15 protein-coding genes are annotated in these 18,273 nt (G+C 27.6%); 4 read left to right on the forward strand and 11 right to left on the reverse strand.

Annotation, left to right across the window (positions count from 1 at the left end; genetic code table 11):
* Nucleotides 1-3 precede the first annotated feature (3 nt).
* Genes H2684_RS11535 through H2684_RS11545 form a run of 3 tightly spaced genes read right to left on the reverse strand, consistent with a single transcriptional unit; the run spans nt 4 to nt 2,942 of the window.
* The gene (locus tag H2684_RS11535) at nt 4-969 is read right to left on the reverse strand and encodes an acyl-CoA dehydratase activase (protein WP_182089550.1); all 966 of its coding nucleotides are present in this window, start codon (nt 967-969) and stop codon (nt 4-6) included.
* Complete coding sequence (locus H2684_RS11540) at nt 957-2,048, reverse strand: acyl-CoA dehydratase activase-related protein (protein WP_182089551.1); 1,092 nt, start codon at nt 2,046-2,048, stop codon at nt 957-959. The genes H2684_RS11535 and H2684_RS11540 overlap by 13 nt, the downstream gene beginning before the upstream one ends.
* Entirely contained in the window at nt 2,049-2,942 is an 894-nt protein-coding gene (locus H2684_RS11545; RefSeq protein WP_182089552.1) for an acyl-CoA dehydratase activase-related protein, read from the reverse strand.
* Nucleotides 2,943-3,568: 626 nt separating this feature from the next.
* On the opposite strand from H2684_RS11545, the gene H2684_RS11550 reads away from it, so the two are divergent.
* Nucleotides 3,569-4,558: a tyrosine recombinase XerC gene (locus H2684_RS11550; RefSeq protein ID WP_182089553.1), complete on the forward strand. Its 990-nt coding sequence runs from the start codon at nt 3,569-3,571 to the stop codon at nt 4,556-4,558.
* 38 nt (nt 4,559-4,596) lie between these two features.
* Here H2684_RS11550 and H2684_RS11555 read toward each other — a convergent pair whose 3' ends face one another.
* On the reverse strand, nt 4,597-5,034 hold the full coding sequence (locus H2684_RS11555; RefSeq protein ID WP_182089554.1) for a hypothetical protein: 438 nt from the start codon (nt 5,032-5,034) through the stop codon (nt 4,597-4,599).
* 137 nt (nt 5,035-5,171) lie between these two features.
* Here H2684_RS11555 and lexA point away from each other — a divergent pair, with 137 nt between their 5' ends.
* Nucleotides 5,172-5,780, forward strand: a complete 609-nt coding sequence (gene lexA / locus H2684_RS11560) for a transcriptional repressor LexA (RefSeq protein WP_182089555.1) — start codon at nt 5,172-5,174, stop codon at nt 5,778-5,780.
* Between the two features lie 17 nt (nt 5,781-5,797).
* On the opposite strand, the gene H2684_RS11565 is transcribed toward lexA, so the two are convergent.
* The 7 genes from H2684_RS11565 to H2684_RS11595 all read right to left on the reverse strand — a co-directional run bounded on the left by H2684_RS11565 (nt 5,798) and on the right by H2684_RS11595 (nt 15,866).
* A complete protein-coding gene (locus tag H2684_RS11565; protein ID WP_182089556.1) occupies nt 5,798-7,084 on the reverse strand; it encodes a methionine gamma-lyase family protein in 1,287 nt (428 codons plus the stop codon).
* A gap of 82 nt (nt 7,085-7,166) precedes the next feature.
* Nucleotides 7,167-7,409, reverse strand: a complete 243-nt coding sequence (hfq, locus tag H2684_RS11570) for an RNA chaperone Hfq (protein WP_182089557.1) — start codon at nt 7,407-7,409, stop codon at nt 7,167-7,169.
* A gap of 65 nt (nt 7,410-7,474) precedes the next feature.
* Nucleotides 7,475-8,422, reverse strand: a complete 948-nt coding sequence (gene miaA, locus H2684_RS11575; RefSeq protein ID WP_182089558.1) for a tRNA (adenosine(37)-N6)-dimethylallyltransferase MiaA — start codon at nt 8,420-8,422, stop codon at nt 7,475-7,477.
* 20 nt (nt 8,423-8,442) lie between these two features.
* On the reverse strand, nt 8,443-10,293 hold the full coding sequence (mutL, locus tag H2684_RS11580; protein WP_182089559.1) for a DNA mismatch repair endonuclease MutL: 1,851 nt from the start codon (nt 10,291-10,293) through the stop codon (nt 8,443-8,445).
* A gap of 15 nt (nt 10,294-10,308) precedes the next feature.
* Nucleotides 10,309-12,954: a DNA mismatch repair protein MutS gene (mutS, locus tag H2684_RS11585; RefSeq protein WP_182089560.1), complete on the reverse strand. Its 2,646-nt coding sequence runs from the start codon at nt 12,952-12,954 to the stop codon at nt 10,309-10,311.
* Nucleotides 12,955-13,015: 61 nt separating this feature from the next.
* Nucleotides 13,016-14,389, reverse strand: a complete 1,374-nt coding sequence (gene miaB, locus H2684_RS11590) for a tRNA (N6-isopentenyl adenosine(37)-C2)-methylthiotransferase MiaB (protein WP_182089561.1) — start codon at nt 14,387-14,389, stop codon at nt 13,016-13,018.
* Nucleotides 14,390-14,465: 76 nt separating this feature from the next.
* A complete protein-coding gene (locus H2684_RS11595; RefSeq protein WP_182089562.1) occupies nt 14,466-15,866 on the reverse strand; it encodes an amino acid permease in 1,401 nt (466 codons plus the stop codon).
* A 230-nt stretch (nt 15,867-16,096) separates the two neighbouring features.
* Between H2684_RS11595 and H2684_RS11600 the strand changes: the two genes are divergently transcribed.
* Complete coding sequence (locus H2684_RS11600; RefSeq protein WP_347707549.1) at nt 16,097-17,821, forward strand: penicillin-binding transpeptidase domain-containing protein; 1,725 nt, start codon at nt 16,097-16,099, stop codon at nt 17,819-17,821.
* A 275-nt stretch (nt 17,822-18,096) separates the two neighbouring features.
* Entirely contained in the window at nt 18,097-18,267 is a 171-nt protein-coding gene (locus H2684_RS11605; RefSeq protein ID WP_182089563.1) for a hypothetical protein, read from the forward strand.
* Nucleotides 18,268-18,273 lie beyond the last annotated feature (6 nt).

Below are 18,273 nucleotides of genomic sequence, written 5' to 3' on the forward strand. Positions count from 1 at the left end.
TTATTATGCAGAGATATTATCTTTATTATTCCATTTCCCACACCTATCACCAAAGAAGCCTATAACTCTATTACTTCCAAGTATTTTTACAATTTCACATTTATTTGCACAGTCGCTGCAATGGAAACTCTTTGATGTAAATTTAATATTTGCAAGGTTAAATCCATTAAATTTAGTTTTAGATTTTGTTTTTTCAATATACTCTTTTGCAAGAATTGCAGCACCTACAGCACCCATAACTTTATAATTTTTAGGTACAATTATATTACATCCGAGAGCATTTTCAAAGGAAGATTTCATACCTATATTTGCAGCTACACCACCTTGAAAAAATATCTCCTTTTTTATTTCTTTACCTTTTGCTACATTGCTTAAATAATTTCTAACAAGTGCATCACATAAACCTTTTACTATATCATTATTATTATACCCAAGTTGCTGTTTGTGAATCATATCTGATTCAGCAAATACTGCGCATCTTCCAGATATTCTGACTGGAGAAGTGGATTTAAGTGCATATGATCCAAATTCTTCAATAGGTATATCAAGTCTTTCTGCTTGTCTGTCAAGAAATGATCCTGTTCCTGCAGCACACACTGTATTCATTGCAAAGTCTGAAACAATACCATTATTTAGAATAATTATTTTTGAGTCTTGACCTCCAATTTCAATTATAGTCCTTACATTATTATTTACATTAAGTGATGCTATTGCATGGGCAGTTATTTCATTTTTTATTATATCTGCACCTATTATAGAACCAGCTATTTTTCTACCACTACCAGTAGTTCCAACTCCACTTATTTTTATATCTCTATATTTATTGTAAAGAATTTTAAAACCTTCTTGAATTGCATTTATAGGTCTACCTTTAGTTCTTAAATATATTGATTCTATTACATTTATATTTTCATCTACAATTACTATATCCGTACTAACAGATCCTACATCTACACCTATATAATACATTTATTTTTTCTCCTTTCAAGTAAATCTAAAAAAGCTTCAATTCTCGTTATATAGCCTTCTTCTCCTGTAAGTTCATCTACAATCAAAGTTAAAATTGGGAAATCTTCCTCTTTTGATATAGTTGGTAGTATAGATTTTGATACAATCTCAGGCATACAGCCCATTGGGAATATTTGAATAGCACCATCAAATCCTTTTTTCTTGGCTAAAATAGCCTCACCTATACATTCTCTTGCATGACCTCCTATGTAAAAGGGCATATACTTTTTTGAATAACTTCTTATCATAGGTGAATTTAACTTTACAGTTGATAGAAGCATATTTTTTACCCACCAACTTGGAGTTAAATACCTTCCTATAGATACTCCATATTTTAATAATTTATCTTCTATGTAAAGGTTAGAAAATGGTTCAATTATAGTATATATTTCTCCAATTATAGCTACCTTTAGAGGATGTTTATTTTTATCTACAGCAACTTTTTTTATTTTATTTTTATAGTATTTTAGAATCCTAAGCATTTCATAAGGAGAAGAGGAGTTAATTAATTTTCTTTTGCAATCATCTAATATATTTTTTGATTCACCTACATTTAATTCGTATCCAGACAATGCTTTTGCCTTTTTTTCTATTAGATCTATTAAATTTATTATTTTAATACCACATGATAATACCTTTAGCTTTTCATAGTTAGATTTATTGCTTTCATTATTTATTTCAGAGAGTCTTCTTAAAAACTCTTTAATTCCTATATCCTTTGGAGAATCTATAACTATAAATTTTAAATTATATCCTAATTTTTTTAATACATTCATTTGAACTTCACAGTATTCACCAAATCTACATGGACCACAGCTACCTACTAAAATAATTGTATCTGCACCTTTTTTTATACTTTCTATGTATGAACCTATCATTATCTTAAATGGAAGACAAATTTCATTAGGCGAATAAAGACATCCATTTTGGAGAATATCTTTGTTTGTTTGTGGTGGAAGAACATAATCTATACCAAGTCCATCAAATACAGCTTTTGCTGCAAATACAGTATTCCCGAAATTTGGAAAAGTTATTTTCATTTATACACACCTTCTTTTTAACATATCTGAAAAAGCTTCTAACCTAGTGTTGAAACCAGCTTCTCCTGTTTGCTCATCTAATTTAAGCACTAATATAGGGAAATCAGGTAATCTATCTTTTATAAGTTCAATTACTACAGAGTCTATTCCACAATTAAATGAAGATAAATAAACTATTCCATCTACTTTTTTCTGCTCCGCCATATAAGTTGAAAAAGCATAGGAATTTTTAGCAAAACTCCAAAATGGTTTTTTAAATAACATTTTTACTTGATCATCTATAATACATCTATTTAAACATTCTTCTGTAAAAAGTCCAATTCCAAGTTTATTAAGTTTTTTTACTACATTCATATTTACAAAACTATCATGTATATTGTATGGATGACCCACTAATGCAACTTTTATTGGAAAAGTTGCATCTTTTATACCTGTTTTGAACTTTTTTTGCACATTTAAAGCTGATTTATAGGCCAAGTTTATTTTTATAAGATTTTTAGTAAATAGAAGACCTGCATGTGTACTCCAAGATCTTAAACTCTTTTTTGAAAAAGCATAGATTGGAGTAGATATAATATTAGGCATATTGGGTATATTGTTTTTTATCATTTCTGGTAGGCCACAAAATTTAGGACATATAAATTCATTTTTTTCAAGCTGCATTATTCTAGGAATCAGCATAATATCACAACTATCTTTTATATAAGCTACATGACCGTGAAATATTTTTATAGGAAGACATGCTTCATCTACGCAATATTTACTTCCTAAATTTAATATAGTTTCATTAGTAGAAGGGGACAGATTAATTTTTGCACCTAGTTTAGTGAAAAATGTATTTAAAAATGGATAATATTTATAATTTAGTAATCCGTTTGGTATGCCAACTATCATATAAAGATGCTGCTAATAATATTTAATCTAAATTAGCAGAATACCTCCTTTTAGTTATATTTCTATTAATTCATTAGTATATTCTACCTAAATATTTTAAAGATATACATAAATCAATAAAATAACATAAATAAATTATTTTGACAGTTAAATTATTTTAAAAAAATATTTTTAAAATTTGTTTATTAATATAATTCTACAAATTAATACTATTTATTTTTTATTCTTTAAATAATGTAATACATTATTATGCATTATATTACAATATATGCAAATTTATTAATTAGGATAAAAGGGTAGGGGATAATGTCAAAATAAGAAATGATAAAATTTTTATAATAAATTTTACTTATTGTGGAAAAATATTAATTTCATAAATATGAACTTTATTTCCACAATATGGTGATAACTTAATTTCAAGTAAAATGAATTTTTAATTTTATAAAAAACCATTTTTTACTATGTAATTGATAATAATATCAATTGATAGAAATATTAGGAATTAATATAGATTTTTTTGATTTTTTTATTGAAATAAGAAGGATTTTTTACCACTTTTATCGAATATATAACTTCGCTAAATACACATTTAGCGAAGTTATATAATAAAAAGAGAAGGTGAGTATATGAAATACAAATTACAGAATGTATATGATTCAAATCTTCCAAGATGTTTAAATGATTTTTTCAATTACCTTGGGACCATAAAGGGAAAATCTAAAAATACAATCAGTGGATACAAAATTGATTTAACTATGTTTTTTAAATTTTTAAAATTATATAGAGGAATGGTTTCTGAAGAATGTGATTTTAAAGATATTAATATATCAGATATAGATAATCAATTCTTAAAGAGTATAGGATTAAATGATCTCTTTGCATACATATCTTTTGTAGAAAATTACAGAGGAAATGGCAACTATGCAAAAGCTAGAAAAGTTGCTTCTTTGAAATCATTTTTTAAATATCTTCATGGTAAGGCTAAAATTATATCTGAAAATCCGGCACTTGAACTAGAATCTCCTAAAATAGATAAAAGAAATCCTGTATATTTAACTTTAGAAGAGTCTAAATCACTACTAAAAGTTATAGATGGAAGATTTAAAGAAAGAGATTATTGCATGATAACTCTATTTTTAAATTGCGGTATGAGGCTTTCGGAATTGTGTGGAATTAATATATCAAAGATAAAAAACGACACCTTAACTGTTATAGGTAAAGGAAATAAAGAAAGAACAATTTATTTAAATAATGCATGCTTAAAATCAATTGATAGATATTTGAAAGTTAGAAACTTAGAATATGATAAAATCAAAGATAAAGATGCTTTATTTATAAGTAAAAATTACACTAGAATAAATAAGAGATCAGTAGAACTAATATTAAAAAAATATTTGAAAAAAGCAGGTCTTGACGATAAAAAATATACTCCTCATAAATTAAGACACACTGCAGCTACTCTTATGTATAAATACGGAAATGTTGATATAAGAAGTCTTCAAAAAATATTAGGCCATGAAAATGTATCAACAACTCAAATATATACTCATGTAGATGATGAAAAACTTCGTGAAGCAGTTAATTTAAACCCTCTTAGTGATGAAGATGATTTTTAAAAATTTTATATCTTAGAAAAAAGAGCCTCTTTTAAATATTAAGGCTGGCTCTTTTCCTTTTTATTATTTTTTATTTTGATTAGTCCTGGATATTCTTCATGCATTAACTTTTTAAAATTTTCTTCATTTTGCAATACTTCTGTTAACCCATCTACATCATCTATATACTGAATTGAACCATTATCAAAAGCATCGTCACTACTTTCTTTATTACTATAATAATCTTTGCTTAATTGATATTGATTTTCAATTGAGTAATCTTCTATATACTCATTCTCGTTACCCTCTTCAACATTTGCATTCTCTTCATCTTCTATAATTTCATCTATTTTTATAGCTCTCATATCATAACCTTCCATTTCAATGCACTTACCACAATTATTACATTTTTTTGTTCTATCTAAATCACATATTTCGCATTCTCCGCAGTCATCACAAAGCTTTCCACTATCAAATATACAATATTTTCTATCCATAATTTCCTCCTGAAAGTACATAGTCTAATGACTAGTATAAAGCATAAAATAAATAAATGTCAACAATAGAACATAAGTTTGATTTACATTAATATATATGATATAATTTCAATTAATAAGATTCGAGGAGTGTTTTTATGTCAGAAAAAAAAGGAAATAGACGATTAGAAATATACAGCTTTATAAAGTCCTATATTCAAGACAAAGGATATCCACCTTCTGTTAGAGAAATATGCCTAGGTGTTGGTTTGAAATCAACCTCAACTGTTCACATGCATTTGGAAAATCTAGAAAAAGATGGACTTATAAAAAGAGACTCAACAAAACCAAGAACAATAGAAATTATGGAAAATTCAATAAGTAAAAAAGAAATGATAAATATACCTATCATAGGTACTATATCTGCTGGTACACCTATTCTAGCAGTTGAAAACATAGAGGATACGTTTACAATTCCAATAGATTATATAAAAAATAAAAAACAACTTTTTATGTTGAGAGTTCATGGAAATAGCATGATTGATGCAGGTATTTTAGATGGTGATTTTGCAATAATGGAAAAGACTAATTCCGCCGAAAATGGTGAAATAATAGCTGCTCTTATTGAAAATGAAGCTACACTAAAAAGATTCTTTAAGGAAAAAGACCATATAAGACTTCAACCTGAAAATAAAACAATGGAACCAATAATAGTATCAAATTGTACTATTATTGGAAAGTTAGCAGGAATATATAGAACCTATTGATATAAATTAAGTAAGAATTATTTCATTATATCTGATAGTGCTATAAGTATTCCTGTTTTAGCATGATCAAAAGTGAGTCCCCCTTGAAGATATGCTATATATGGCTCTCTTATAGGTGCGTCTGCTGATAGTTCTATAGATGATCCTTGAATAAATGCACCTGCTGCCATTATAACTTGATCATCATATCCAGGCATATCCCATGGTTCACATTGTGCAAAAGAATCTACTGGTGAACCTTTTTGAATACCCTTACAGAATTTTATTAGTTTATCTTTATCATTGAATTTTATTGCTTGTATTATGTCCCCTCTTTTATCTTTATAATTTGGAAGTACTGAAAATCCAGCAAGTTCCATTATTCTTGAGCAAAATATAGCACCTTTTAAAGCTTCAATTGCAACATGTGGTGCAAAAAATAACCCTTGATATAACTGTCGCATTATTCCAAATGTAGAACCACATTCCCCTCCTATTCCAGGAACAGTTAATCTATAAGCAGCCTGTGTAACGTACTTATCCTTGCCTACTATGTAACCACCAGTAGGTGCTATACCTCCACCTATATTTTTAATAAGAGATCCTGCAGCAAGATCGGCTCCTACGTCTGTTGGCTCTAGAGTATCTATGAATTCACCATAACAATTATCTACAAGACATATAACATTAGGATTTATATTTTTTACAAAATCAATCATTTCTTTTATATCAGATATTAAAAATGACTTTCTCCATCCGTATCCTGTTGATCTTTGTATATGTACTATTTTTATTGATTTATTCTTTTCTAAATGCTGCTTTATAGCTTCAAAATCTATGCTCCCATCTGATTTTAAATCTACTTGCTCATAATTTACTCCATATTCTTTAAGAGATCCTATTTTACAATCTTTATCTCCTATTCCTATTATTCCATGAAGTGTATCATATGGTTCTCCACATATAGAAAGAAGAGTATCATTAGGTCTTAAATTTCCAAACAAAGCACATCCAAGTGCATGGGTCCCATTTACAAAATGAGGTCTTACAATAGCACTTTCTGAATTGAATATGTCAGCATACACTTTATCTAGAGAATCTCTACCTATATCGCCATATCCATATCCTGATGAGTTTGTAAAGTGGGATTCGCTTATTCTCTCCTTTTGCATTGCGTTTAAAACTTTAATTTGATTGTATTCTCTTATATTGTCATAATACTCAAATTGATCTTTCACATCTTTAAGAGCTTTTTCGTAAAGTTCTATTATTTCATCTTTTATTTTATATTCACTTTTAAGTTTTTCTTTAGTTATATCTAGCAAAATAAATACCTCCCAATATGTAAATAATATTAATTATGTAATATCTGCACACAAAAAAAGAATAGGCAATAGCCTGTTCTTTTTATGATTCACTACTTTGAACATTATTGAACAGAATTGGCTTTAAAGGTGTTATAGTAGAAATTGCATGCTTATATATCATCATCTGTCTACCTTCTGATTCCAATATAACTGTAAAATTATCAAATCCTATTACATTTCCCTTAATTTGAAAACCATTAGTTAAGTGTATTGTTAAAAGAGATCTATTTTTTCTTGCTCCATTTAAAAATATGTCCTGTAGATTGTTTATTGGCTTATTCATAAATTTTTCACCCTCCGTAGCTTTTTATACAACTCATAACATTGATAATTATATTATACCAGTATTTAACTTTTAAACAAGTTCTTCATAGAATAAAATTTAGTAACTATATATTCAACTACATCATTATCATCTCTAAAATTATCTTTGTTTACCCAATTTACCCTAGAATCTTTTCTAAACCAAGTAAGTTGTCTTTTTGCATAGTTTCTACTGCCCTTTTTAATTAGTCTTACTGCTTCGTCAAAAGATATATTACCATCAAGATAGCTTAAAATTTCTTTGTACCCTATTCCCTTCATAGACTGCATTGATGCATCATATCCCATTGATTTAAGTTTTTTAACTTCATCTACAAGACCAGAAGATATCATCATGTCCACTCTTTTATTTATTCTATCATATAATTTTTTTCTATCCATTGTAAGTACAAAATAATATACATTATAAGGTATTTTATATATATCATTTTCTCTGTTGTACTCACTTATTGTTTTACCTGTAAGTTTATACACTTCAAGAGCTCTTATTACTCTCTTCAAATCATTTGGATAAAGTCTATTATATGACTCTATATCTATATCTTTTAATAAATTATGAACATATTCTTTCCCCTTTTTATCTGAAAGCTCTTTAAGATATTTTCTATAGTTTTTATCTGTAGCTGCTTCTGTAAAATTATAATTAAATATGAGAGAATTTATGTAAAGTCCAGTTCCACCTACTACAATAGGAAGTTTATTTTTAGAATATATATTGTCAATACAATCTTTTGCCATAAGTTTATATTTTGATACATTAAATACTTCCTTTGGCTCGATTATATCTATCATATAATGCTTAATTCCATTCATCTCTTCTTTAGTTATTTTAGCAGAACCTATATTCATATATTTATATATTTGCATAGAGTCAGCTGACACTATTTCCCCATTTAACTTTTTTGCAAGTTTTATAGATATATCGGTTTTCCCAACAGCTGTAGGACCTGCAAGTATAAAAAGGTCAGTCATTTTGAATTTATCCTCCATTTTTATTGTATTCTTTTGAATTTTTTTTCTAAGTCAGTAAGAGAAAATTTTATTATAGTAGGCCTTCCATGTGGACAATTGAAAGGATCCTCTATAAATCGTAATTTTTCAACAAGATCTTCCATTTCAATATGTGATAAACTATCATGAGCCTTTATGGCAGCTTTACAAGCTTTAGTTGCTATAAGATTATATTTTACTTCCCAGGTTTTACCGGATCCTAAATTCTTTAAATTATCAAGTATATCTATAAATAGATTTTTTATATTAGGTTTTCCAAGTATTATAGGTACTTCCCTTATAGATATAGTATTATCACCAAATAATTCTATATTAAATCCAGTTTTTTTGAATAAATCCTTATTTTCAATATAACAAGAATAATCACTATTTGAAAGTTCTATAATTATTGGTGAAATTAACATCTGAGATACTACAATTTCTTTTTGAATATCATTTTTATATTTTTCAAACAATATCTTCTCATGTGCTGCATGCTGATCTATAATATATAAGGTATTTAAGGCTTCTCCTATTATATATGTGTTGTTAAATTGGCCTATTATCCTAAGTTTTGGAAATTTAGGCTCTAAATCTTTAAATTTAGTTGATTCATTTGAATTCGTAGTTGAATATTTACTATAGGTATTAGATTCTTTTAAAGTATCTATTTCATAGTTTTTAGAAACAGGTTTTATATCAATTTGTGACTTTTGTGATTCTAGATCAATTGGAGATTCTAAATCAATTGGTATTTGTACATCTTGTTTATCTTCAAAATTTTTATTATTGATATCACTTGAATTTTTAAGACTTTCTATATTTTCATCTAACTCATGAGTATCTATTGTAAATGAATCCTTCAAAGTATTTCTTAGCGTTTTATGTACTGAATCAAATACAAATTTAAATATAAATCTAGGATCACTAAATTTTATTTCAGATTTTGATGGATGCACATTTACGTCTATAAATTCTGGAAATATATCTATAAATATTATGAAAAAAGGAAATTTATTTATAGTTAAAAAAGATTTAAAAGCTTTTTCTACAGCAGTAGTTATTGATTTATCTTTTATATATCGTTTATTTACAAATATGCTTTGATTATTTCTACTTCCTCTGCTAATTTCAGAATTTCCTATATATCCATATATAGAAACTATATCACTATGCTCTTCTATAGGTATTATATTTTCATATATAGTTTTACCATAAATACACCTTATTGTATCAATAAGTTTTCCGGTGCCAAAAGTAGTGGTTGACTTTTTACCATTGTTAAAAAATTTAAAAGAAATTGAAGGATTTGCTAGAGCTAATCTGGATATTATATCTGATATATATCCAGTTTCTCTGCTCTTTGATTTTAAAAATTTTTGTCTAGCAGGTACATTAAAAAATAAATCACGCACATCTACTATTGTACCTAAATTACATGCAACATCACAAACTTCTAGTATTTTTCCACCATTTACTGTTGCTTCTTTTCCATAATTGTTTTCTTCGATTCTACTTTTAAGTTTTAATTTTGAGATAGCTGCAATACTTGCAAGTGCTTCTCCTCTAAATCCCATAGTATTTATTTTAAATATATCATCTATATCTTTTATTTTACTTGTTGCATGGGGTAAAAATGCTTTTTTTATGTCATCAGGATGTATTCCATGTCCATCGTCTATAACACGGATAAGTTTTTGTCCACCTTCAAGTATTTCAATAGTTATATTTTTAGCCCCTGAATCAATACTATTTTCAATAAGTTCCTTTACTACTGAGGCAGGTCTTTCTATAACTTCTCCTGCTGCAATTTTATTTGTGGTTTTTGCATCAAGTAAGTTTATTCTTTTCATAATAAGTCAAACCCTTTATTTTAATATTGATTTTACCCTCTCTATTATATCATAAAGTTTATTAAAACCTTCCATAGGTGTCATATTTAATATATTTATATTAGATATTTCTTTTAGTATATTTTGCTTTTCTATATCAGTAATATCCATTTGAATAGCAGAATCATTTCTTTTTTTCTCATTAGTATTATTTACAGTATTTTTATTATTATCACTATTAAAAATAGTATTTACATCTATTCCAGTTTTTTTCATCTCAAGTTTTTTGAGAATTTCCTTTGCTCTATCTATTACACTATTTGGCAGTCCTGCAAGTTTTGCAACTTCTATTCCATAGGACTGATCTGCGCCTCCTGGTATTATCTTTCTTAAAAATACAACTTCACCATTTAGTTCATTTACAGATACAGAATAATTTTTAACTCCTGGAATAGTTCCTTCAAGTTTTGTAAGTTCATGATAATGGGTTGCAAATAGTGTTTTACATTTTATCTTTTTATTAGTGCATATATATTCTATAACAGCCCATGCTATACTTAGTCCATCATATGTACTTGTTCCTCGCCCTACCTCATCTAATAGGACAAGACTTTTATTTGTAGCATTTTTTAATATATTTGATACTTCCCACATTTCTACCATAAAAGTACTTTTACCAGATGCTAAATCATCTGATGCACCTATTCTTGTAAATATTTTATCACAAATTGAAATTGAAGCGGATTTAGCAGGTACAAAGCTTCCTATTTGAGCTAGTATAACAATCAATGCCGTTTGCCTCATATATGTGGATTTACCTGCCATGTTAGGTCCTGTTATAAGTAACATTTGATTTTCATCATTATCCAAATATGTATCATTAGATACAAAATCTCCACTTTCAAGCATTTTCTCAACTACAGGGTGTCTTCCTTCTACTATTGAGATTTTATCTCCAGAGTTTATCTTAGGTTTACAATAATTATTTTCAAGAGCCACTGTTGCAAGTGAACTCAAACAGTCTAATTCAGAAATTATTTTTGATGTATTTTGCATTCTATCTACTTGTTTTTCAATAGATTCTCTTACTTTTACAAATTCAATATATTCCAAATTTATAAGTTTATCTTCTGCTTTTAATATTTTGTCTTCCATTTCCTTAAGCTCTGGAGTTATATATCTTTCAGAATTTGCAAGTGTCTGCTTTCTTATGTATCTACCATCAGGTATAAGATTTAAGTTGCTTTTAGTTACTTCTATAAAATATCCGAAGACTTTATTATATCCTATTTTTAATGATCTTATTCCAGTTTCATTTCTCTCGCTTTGTTCTAAATTTGCTATCCATTTCTTACCGTTGGATTTAATATCCTTTAATTCATCTATTTCAGCACTATATCCTTTTTTTATTAAATTTCCCTCTTTTAAAGATATAGGAGGATCATCTGGTATGGCAGTATTTATAATATCGTATATATCTTTTAATTCATCTAAATTTTTATACATGTTAGAAAGCAAATTACTTTTAAATTTAGAAAGTATAGATTTTATATCTGGTATCTTTTCTATAGAATTTTTTAAGAAAATAAGTTCCTTGGCATTTACACTTTTAGATGATATCTTTCCAACAAGTCTTTCAATATCGTATATATTTTTAAGTGCATTTTTTAAGTCCTCATGATTAGATATATCGTTTATAAGTTCTTCTACTGCATCAAGTCTTTTATTTATTTCATTTTTGTTTATAAGCGGCCGTTCAATCCATCTCCTAAGTTGTCTTCCCCCCATAGCAGTATTTGTCTTGTCAATAACCCATAAAAGAGAAGCTTTTTTCCTCTTTTCTCTTAAATTTTCAGTAAGTTCAAGATTCTTTCTTGAATTTATATCTATTGAAAGATAATCTACTATGTTATAATAATTAAGTTTATTTATATGTGAAAGTGAGGTTTTTTGTGTATCAATTATATATTTCAAAAGTGAGCCACAGCACTTTATTAAAAATTCATTAAAGTTCTTACTATCAAAATTATTAAATTGATTGCTTAAAATTTCATTAAAGTTGTAATCTGTAAAGTAGCTATTATTTAGCTTTGTAAATGAACTTTTGAAAATTTCATCTATCTTATTATATATATTAGATGGAATATTTTCTTGAATTAATATTTCATTAGGATTGTACTTAGATATTTCATTTAGTATAGTTGATATTTCTAAAGAAGAATCTGTGCAATTGAATTCTCCAGTAGATACATCACAAAAGCTAATTGAAAACTTATTTTTCCTTTCATCTATGTAAAGACTTGCTATATAGTTATTTTTATTTTCTTCTAAAAATGAAGCATTTGTGTATGTACCTGGAGTAAGTATCTTTATAATTCCTCTTTTTACAATTCCCTTTGCGAGAGCTGGATCTTCAAGCTGCTCGCATATTGCAATTTTATGACCATTACTTATAAGTTTACTTATATATGTATCAGCTGAATGATATGGTATTCCACACATTGGGGCTCTTTCTTTAAGACCACAATCTCTTCCTGTAAGCGCTAATTCAAGTTCCTTTGAAGCAAGTTTTGCATCTTCAAAAAACATCTCATAAAAGTCACCTAACCTAAAAAATATTATACAATCTTTATATTTTTCTTTTATATCTAAATATTGTCTCATCATAGGAGTTAATGCCATAATAAATTATTGGCCGTGTTTTCTAATACCACAGCCAGTTTCCTCCTTTCTTTAATTTGTTTTAGTCCAGTTGCTTACCTAAAAGTGAAAATGAATTTGCAGATGTTATTTTTACATTTACAAGTTTACCTATACTGCTTTTTTTACCTGTAAAATTTACAAGTTTACCCGTTCTTGTTCTGCCCATAAGTTTAGTTGGATCATTTTTACTTGGACCTTCAACTAGTATTTCTTCTATTTTTCCTTCATATGTTTTGTTTATCTTTGCAGAAGATTCATTTATAACTTTTATAAGTCTGTTAAATCTATCATGCTTTACATCATCAGGAATTTGATCTTCCATTTCATATGCAGGAGTTCCCTTTCTCTTTGAAAATATAAATGTAAATGCAGAGTCATACTGAACTTGTTTTGCAAGATCAAGTGTTTCTAAAAAGTCTTCTTCTGTTTCACCTGGGAAGCCAACTATTATATCCGTAGTTATAGCAGCGTTTGGAACTGCCCCCCTAATTTTTTTTACTATTTCTACATACTTTTCTTTAGAATAATTTCTGTTCATTTTCTTTAAAATCCTTGTAGAACCTGATTGAACTGGAAGATGTATGTGCTCACATATTTTATCACATTCAGAAATAGCTTCTATTACATCATCTGTAAAATCTTTAGGATGAGGTGTCATGAACCTTATTCTCTCTAAACCTTCAATTTCATTTATTCTTCTAAGAAGCTGTGCAAAAGTAATTTTTGGTTCCAAATCCTTTCCATAGGAATTAACATTTTGTCCAAGTAAAGTTACTTCTTTATATCCTTTTGCTACTAAAGATTTAATTTCATTCTCTATGTTTTCAGGATCCCTACTTCTTTCACGACCTCTTACATAAGGAACTATACAGTATGTACAGAAGTTATTGCATCCATACATTATAGTTACAAATGCCTTTATAGAGCTTTTTCTATCAATAGGAAGTCCTTCTACAATTTCATCTTCCTTTTGCTGTATTTCAATAACAGATTTTCCTTCACGTAGTACTCTATTTAAATACTCTGGAAATTTATAAGAATTGTGAGTTCCAAATATTATGTCTACAAAAGGAAATCTCTTTATTATATCTTTTGCCATATTCTCTTCCTGCATCATGCAACCACATACAGCTATTATTAAATTTGGATTTTTATTTTTTAATTTTCTAAGCATTCCAAGATTACCAAATACTTTAAGCTCCGCATTTTCTCTTACGCAGCATGTATTGAATATTATTATATCGGCATCTTCTTTATTAGAAGTTTTATTGTATCCCATATTTTTAAGCATACCAGATAATTTTTCTGAATCCTCTTCATTCATCTGACAGCCCCATGTTTCAATTAAAAAATTTTTTTCATTTATATTCTTGTTTTGTTTATCATCATATATATGAACTTGCTGTTTATTCATTTTTGTATTCTCCAATCACATTATTTTTACCATACAATTATATCGTTAATGATCATATGTGTAAAGATATTATGATTTATTGGACTTTATTTACATAATTAGTTTCATCATTTAATATACTGTGCTTCATTCCATATATAAAATATAGAAGTAATCCTGCCCCTGTCCATACACAAAATCTTATCCATGTAACAGTTGGAAGACTTATCATTAAATATAAGCAAAATAATATAGTAATTATTGGAGTAAAGGGAACCCATGGACATTTAAATTTTCTTTCAACATTTGGCATAGTTTTTCTTAAAATTATAATACCCATAGATACAAATAAGAAAGCGGACAGTGTTCCAATACTACAAAGATCTATTATTACATTTAGTGGAAATAATCCACATATTATAGCGGTTATAACTCCAGTTACAATTGTACAAATTCCTGGAGTTCTGTGTTTTTTATTTATATTTGAAAATGACTCTGGAAGCAATCCATCTCTTGCCATAACCATGAATATTCTAATTTGTCCATATAATATTACAAGAAGAGTTGAGATCATTCCTATAACTGCACCTACTCCAACTAATGCAGACCCCCAATTAATTCCAACTGTTGCAAGTGCAGCTGGAAGAGCATTTTCTACATCTATATTTTTAAATGGAACCATTCCTGTAAGTACAGCGGCAACTGCTATATAAAGTACAATAGTAATTCCTAAACAAATAGCAAGTCCAATAGGAACATCTGTTTTAGGATTTTTACTCTCTTCTGCTGCTGTAGATACAGAATCAAAACCTATAAATGAAAAAAATATTATTGCAGCACCAGACATTATTCCTTTCATTCCAAATGGTGCAAATGGATGATAGTTTATAGGATTTATATGAGTTACTCCTATAAATATGAACACAAGTATTACAAATATTTTTATTCCAACTATTATGCTATTTACTCTATTACTTTGAGTTATTCCAATATATAATATATAGGTTATAATAGCTACAATTAAAACCGATGGAAGATCTATTATTCCGCCTTTAAGTGGAGTTGTTGTAATTGCCTTTGGAAGATTAATTCCTGAAGATTTTAAAATTCCAACAAAGGTGCTTGACCACCCAGATGCAACAGCTGCTCCTGACACAAGATATTCAAGCATTAGGTTCCAGCCTATAATCCAAGCTACTATTTCACCAAATGCAACATAGCAATAAGAATATGTACTTCCTGCAACAGGAAACATTGATGCAAGTTCAGAGTAAGTGAGCCCACAAAGAGCACTTGTAATTGCAGCTATAACAAAAGATATTATTACAGCAGGTCCTGCAATTTGGGCACCTTGTCCAGTTGATACAAATACACCTGTTCCAACTACGGATCCTATACCTAAAAGTGCTAAATCCATATAATTTAATTCTTTTTTAAGTCCACTTTTTTTTATTGAGTTTGAAAAATCATTTATACTCTTCTTTCTTAGTAAATTCACTTATAATTTCCTCCTTAGTAGTTTATAGTTTTACTTCTTTACAATAATAAAGTAATAATTGCAATAAAAATGCCTAGATAATTTAATCTAGACTTTAGTAATTATTATATATTAAAATTATAACACATAAAGTCAAATTAAAAAGAAATAATATGGTAATATATATATATAACACTTATAATTTTAAAAGAATACATAAATAAAAAAATCAAAAACATAGGAGAATAAAATTGAAACATAAAAATCAAAAGAAAAAATTTTCATTGAGAAACAGATTATTTATTATACTTATTATATTTACTATTGTGCTTATTGGATTTATAGGAAGATTAGTATATATCATGATAGTCCAGGGAGATTATCTAAGACTAAAGGCTGAAAAACAATGGACAAGCAAGACATTAATACAACCTACTAGAGGTGAAATACTTGATAGAAATTACAACAAACTTGTAACTAACGAAAATGATTTTAGAATTGATATTGACTTAAAGACTATGGAAAAATCATTAGAAACTAAAAAAATGAGTATGAGTGAACTTGAAAGTAAAATTTCCACTATACTTGGGATGAAAACTTCCGATATTGATACTATATTAAAATCAGATGGTAACTACAAAATTCTTAAAAGATGGATATCAAGTGATCAAAAGGATAAAATTGAAGCTCTTAATATAAATGGAATAATAATTTCACCTGATACAAAGAGGTATTATGTTAATGGAGATTTTCTATCTCAAGTACTTGGATATACAAATTCAGAAAATAAAGGTGTAAGTGGTGTAGAATTAAGCTATGATGACGTACTTTCAGGAACTCCAGGTTATAGTATATCTCAAGTTGACAGCAAAGGACTTGATCTTCCATACACTAGTGTTAAATATATAAAGCCAGTAGATGGTAAAGATGTAGTTTTAACTATAGACTCAAATTTACAGTTATTTGCTGAAAAAGAAGCAGCTAAAGCATTAAAAACAAATAATGCAAAATCCGTTACAATTACTATAATGAATCCTAAAACTGGTGAAATACTTGCTATGGTAAATAAATTTAAAACTGGATTTAAATCTTCAAATATATACAATGCAGCTATTCAAAGTACTTTCGAACCTGGGTCAATATTTAAAGCAATAACTTCTGAAATAGCTCTTGAAACAAAGACATCAGACGAAAATCAATATTTTTCTTGTAAACCAAGTATAAAAATTGATGGAACACAAATATGGAATTGGGATAAAGCCGACCATGGAATGATGAGTTTTGTAGATATACTTAAAGATTCTAATAATGTTGGATTCGCACAACTTGGTCTTAAAATTGGGAAAAAAAATATGTATCAATATATAAATAAATTCAAATTTGGACAAAAAACAGGTATTGACCTTCCAGGAGAAGCTTCTGGAATTATGAGAAATGAAAGTTATTTAAAAAATATAGATATTGCAAATATAGCTTTTGGTCAAGGTATTGGAGTTACTCAAGTTCAGTATATGGCAGCCTTTAATGCAATAGCAAATGGTGGAACATGGATAAAACCACATGTTATGAAACAAACTGGAACTATGAGCAAAAATAATGTATTTATAGAGGATAGTAAATTCAAAGATTTAGATTCTAAAAAAATAATGGATACACAAGTTACAGAAAAACTTAGAGGATATCTTGAAAAAGTTGTATCTGAGGGTGTAGGATCAAGTGCATATATAAAAGGCTATGATATCGCAGGGAAAACTGGAACTGCACAAAAGGCAGATCCAAATGGTAGTGGATATGTTCCTGGAAAGTATGTTTCATCTTTTGCTGGAATGATGCCTTACAAGGATCCTAAAATTACTCTTATTGTCACTATAGATGAACCGGATCCTTCAAATTACTATGCATCTCAAACTTCTGCTCCTATAGCGAAAGATCTATTTTATTATATATATAATTATACAGATTATATTAAAAACTAATATATTATTTTTATATTAAAGTATATAAAATTTTACATTTATTATTGTAGATTTTATATACTTTTATTTTTTTGTTTTTAATTTTTTAGTTAGTTTACTTTTTTGTTAATTTACATAATATTTATGATGTAAATTAAATGTCTATAGAAGAGCCACTATATACAGAAAAATTATATTATGTGGTTCTTTTATTATTTCCAACACTATGTAAGAATATTATTAGAATAAAAAATCTTTTTTCAGGGTAAACTCCCTATTAAAAGGAGGAGTTTACAATGTATGATATAAAATCTTTAAAAGAATCAGATAAAAAAAATACTATTTTAAAATCAAATTTAAGATCAAACTGCATTTGTGATAGATATTATTTTAGACAATTGCAAAAATGTAATAGCATATTTGAGTTAAAATCTATTCATATTCCTACAGAAAATATTATAAAATAAGAATTT

Origin of the sequence: Clostridium sp. cel8, from assembly GCF_014050525.1 — a bacterium.
Classification (GTDB): domain Bacteria; phylum Bacillota; class Clostridia; order Clostridiales; family Clostridiaceae; genus Clostridium_B.

What these genes read in the sequence shown, in the direction of transcription:
- H2684_RS11535 (WP_182089550.1), bottom strand. Translation starts at nt 969, where the DNA reads ATGTATTATATAGGTGTAGATGTAGGATCTGTTAGTACGGATATAGTA.
- H2684_RS11540 (WP_182089551.1), bottom strand. Translation starts at nt 2,048, where the DNA reads ATGAAAATAACTTTTCCAAATTTCGGGAATACTGTATTTGCAGCAAAA.
- H2684_RS11545 (WP_182089552.1), bottom strand. Translation starts at nt 2,942, where the DNA reads ATGATAGTTGGCATACCAAACGGATTACTAAATTATAAATATTATCCA.
- H2684_RS11550 (WP_182089553.1), top strand. Translation starts at nt 3,569, where the DNA reads ATGAAATACAAATTACAGAATGTATATGATTCAAATCTTCCAAGATGT.
- H2684_RS11555 (WP_182089554.1), bottom strand. Translation starts at nt 5,034, where the DNA reads ATGGATAGAAAATATTGTATATTTGATAGTGGAAAGCTTTGTGATGAC.
- lexA (WP_182089555.1), top strand. Translation starts at nt 5,172, where the DNA reads ATGTCAGAAAAAAAAGGAAATAGACGATTAGAAATATACAGCTTTATA.
- hfq (WP_182089557.1), bottom strand. Translation starts at nt 7,409, where the DNA reads ATGAATAAGCCAATAAACAATCTACAGGACATATTTTTAAATGGAGCA.
- miaA (WP_182089558.1), bottom strand. Translation starts at nt 8,422, where the DNA reads ATGACTGACCTTTTTATACTTGCAGGTCCTACAGCTGTTGGGAAAACC.
- mutL (WP_182089559.1), bottom strand. Translation starts at nt 10,293, where the DNA reads ATGAAAAGAATAAACTTACTTGATGCAAAAACCACAAATAAAATTGCA.
- mutS (WP_182089560.1), bottom strand. Translation starts at nt 12,954, where the DNA reads ATGGCATTAACTCCTATGATGAGACAATATTTAGATATAAAAGAAAAA.
- miaB (WP_182089561.1), bottom strand. Translation starts at nt 14,389, where the DNA reads ATGAATAAACAGCAAGTTCATATATATGATGATAAACAAAACAAGAAT.
- H2684_RS11605 (WP_182089563.1), top strand. Translation starts at nt 18,097, where the DNA reads ATGTATGATATAAAATCTTTAAAAGAATCAGATAAAAAAAATACTATT.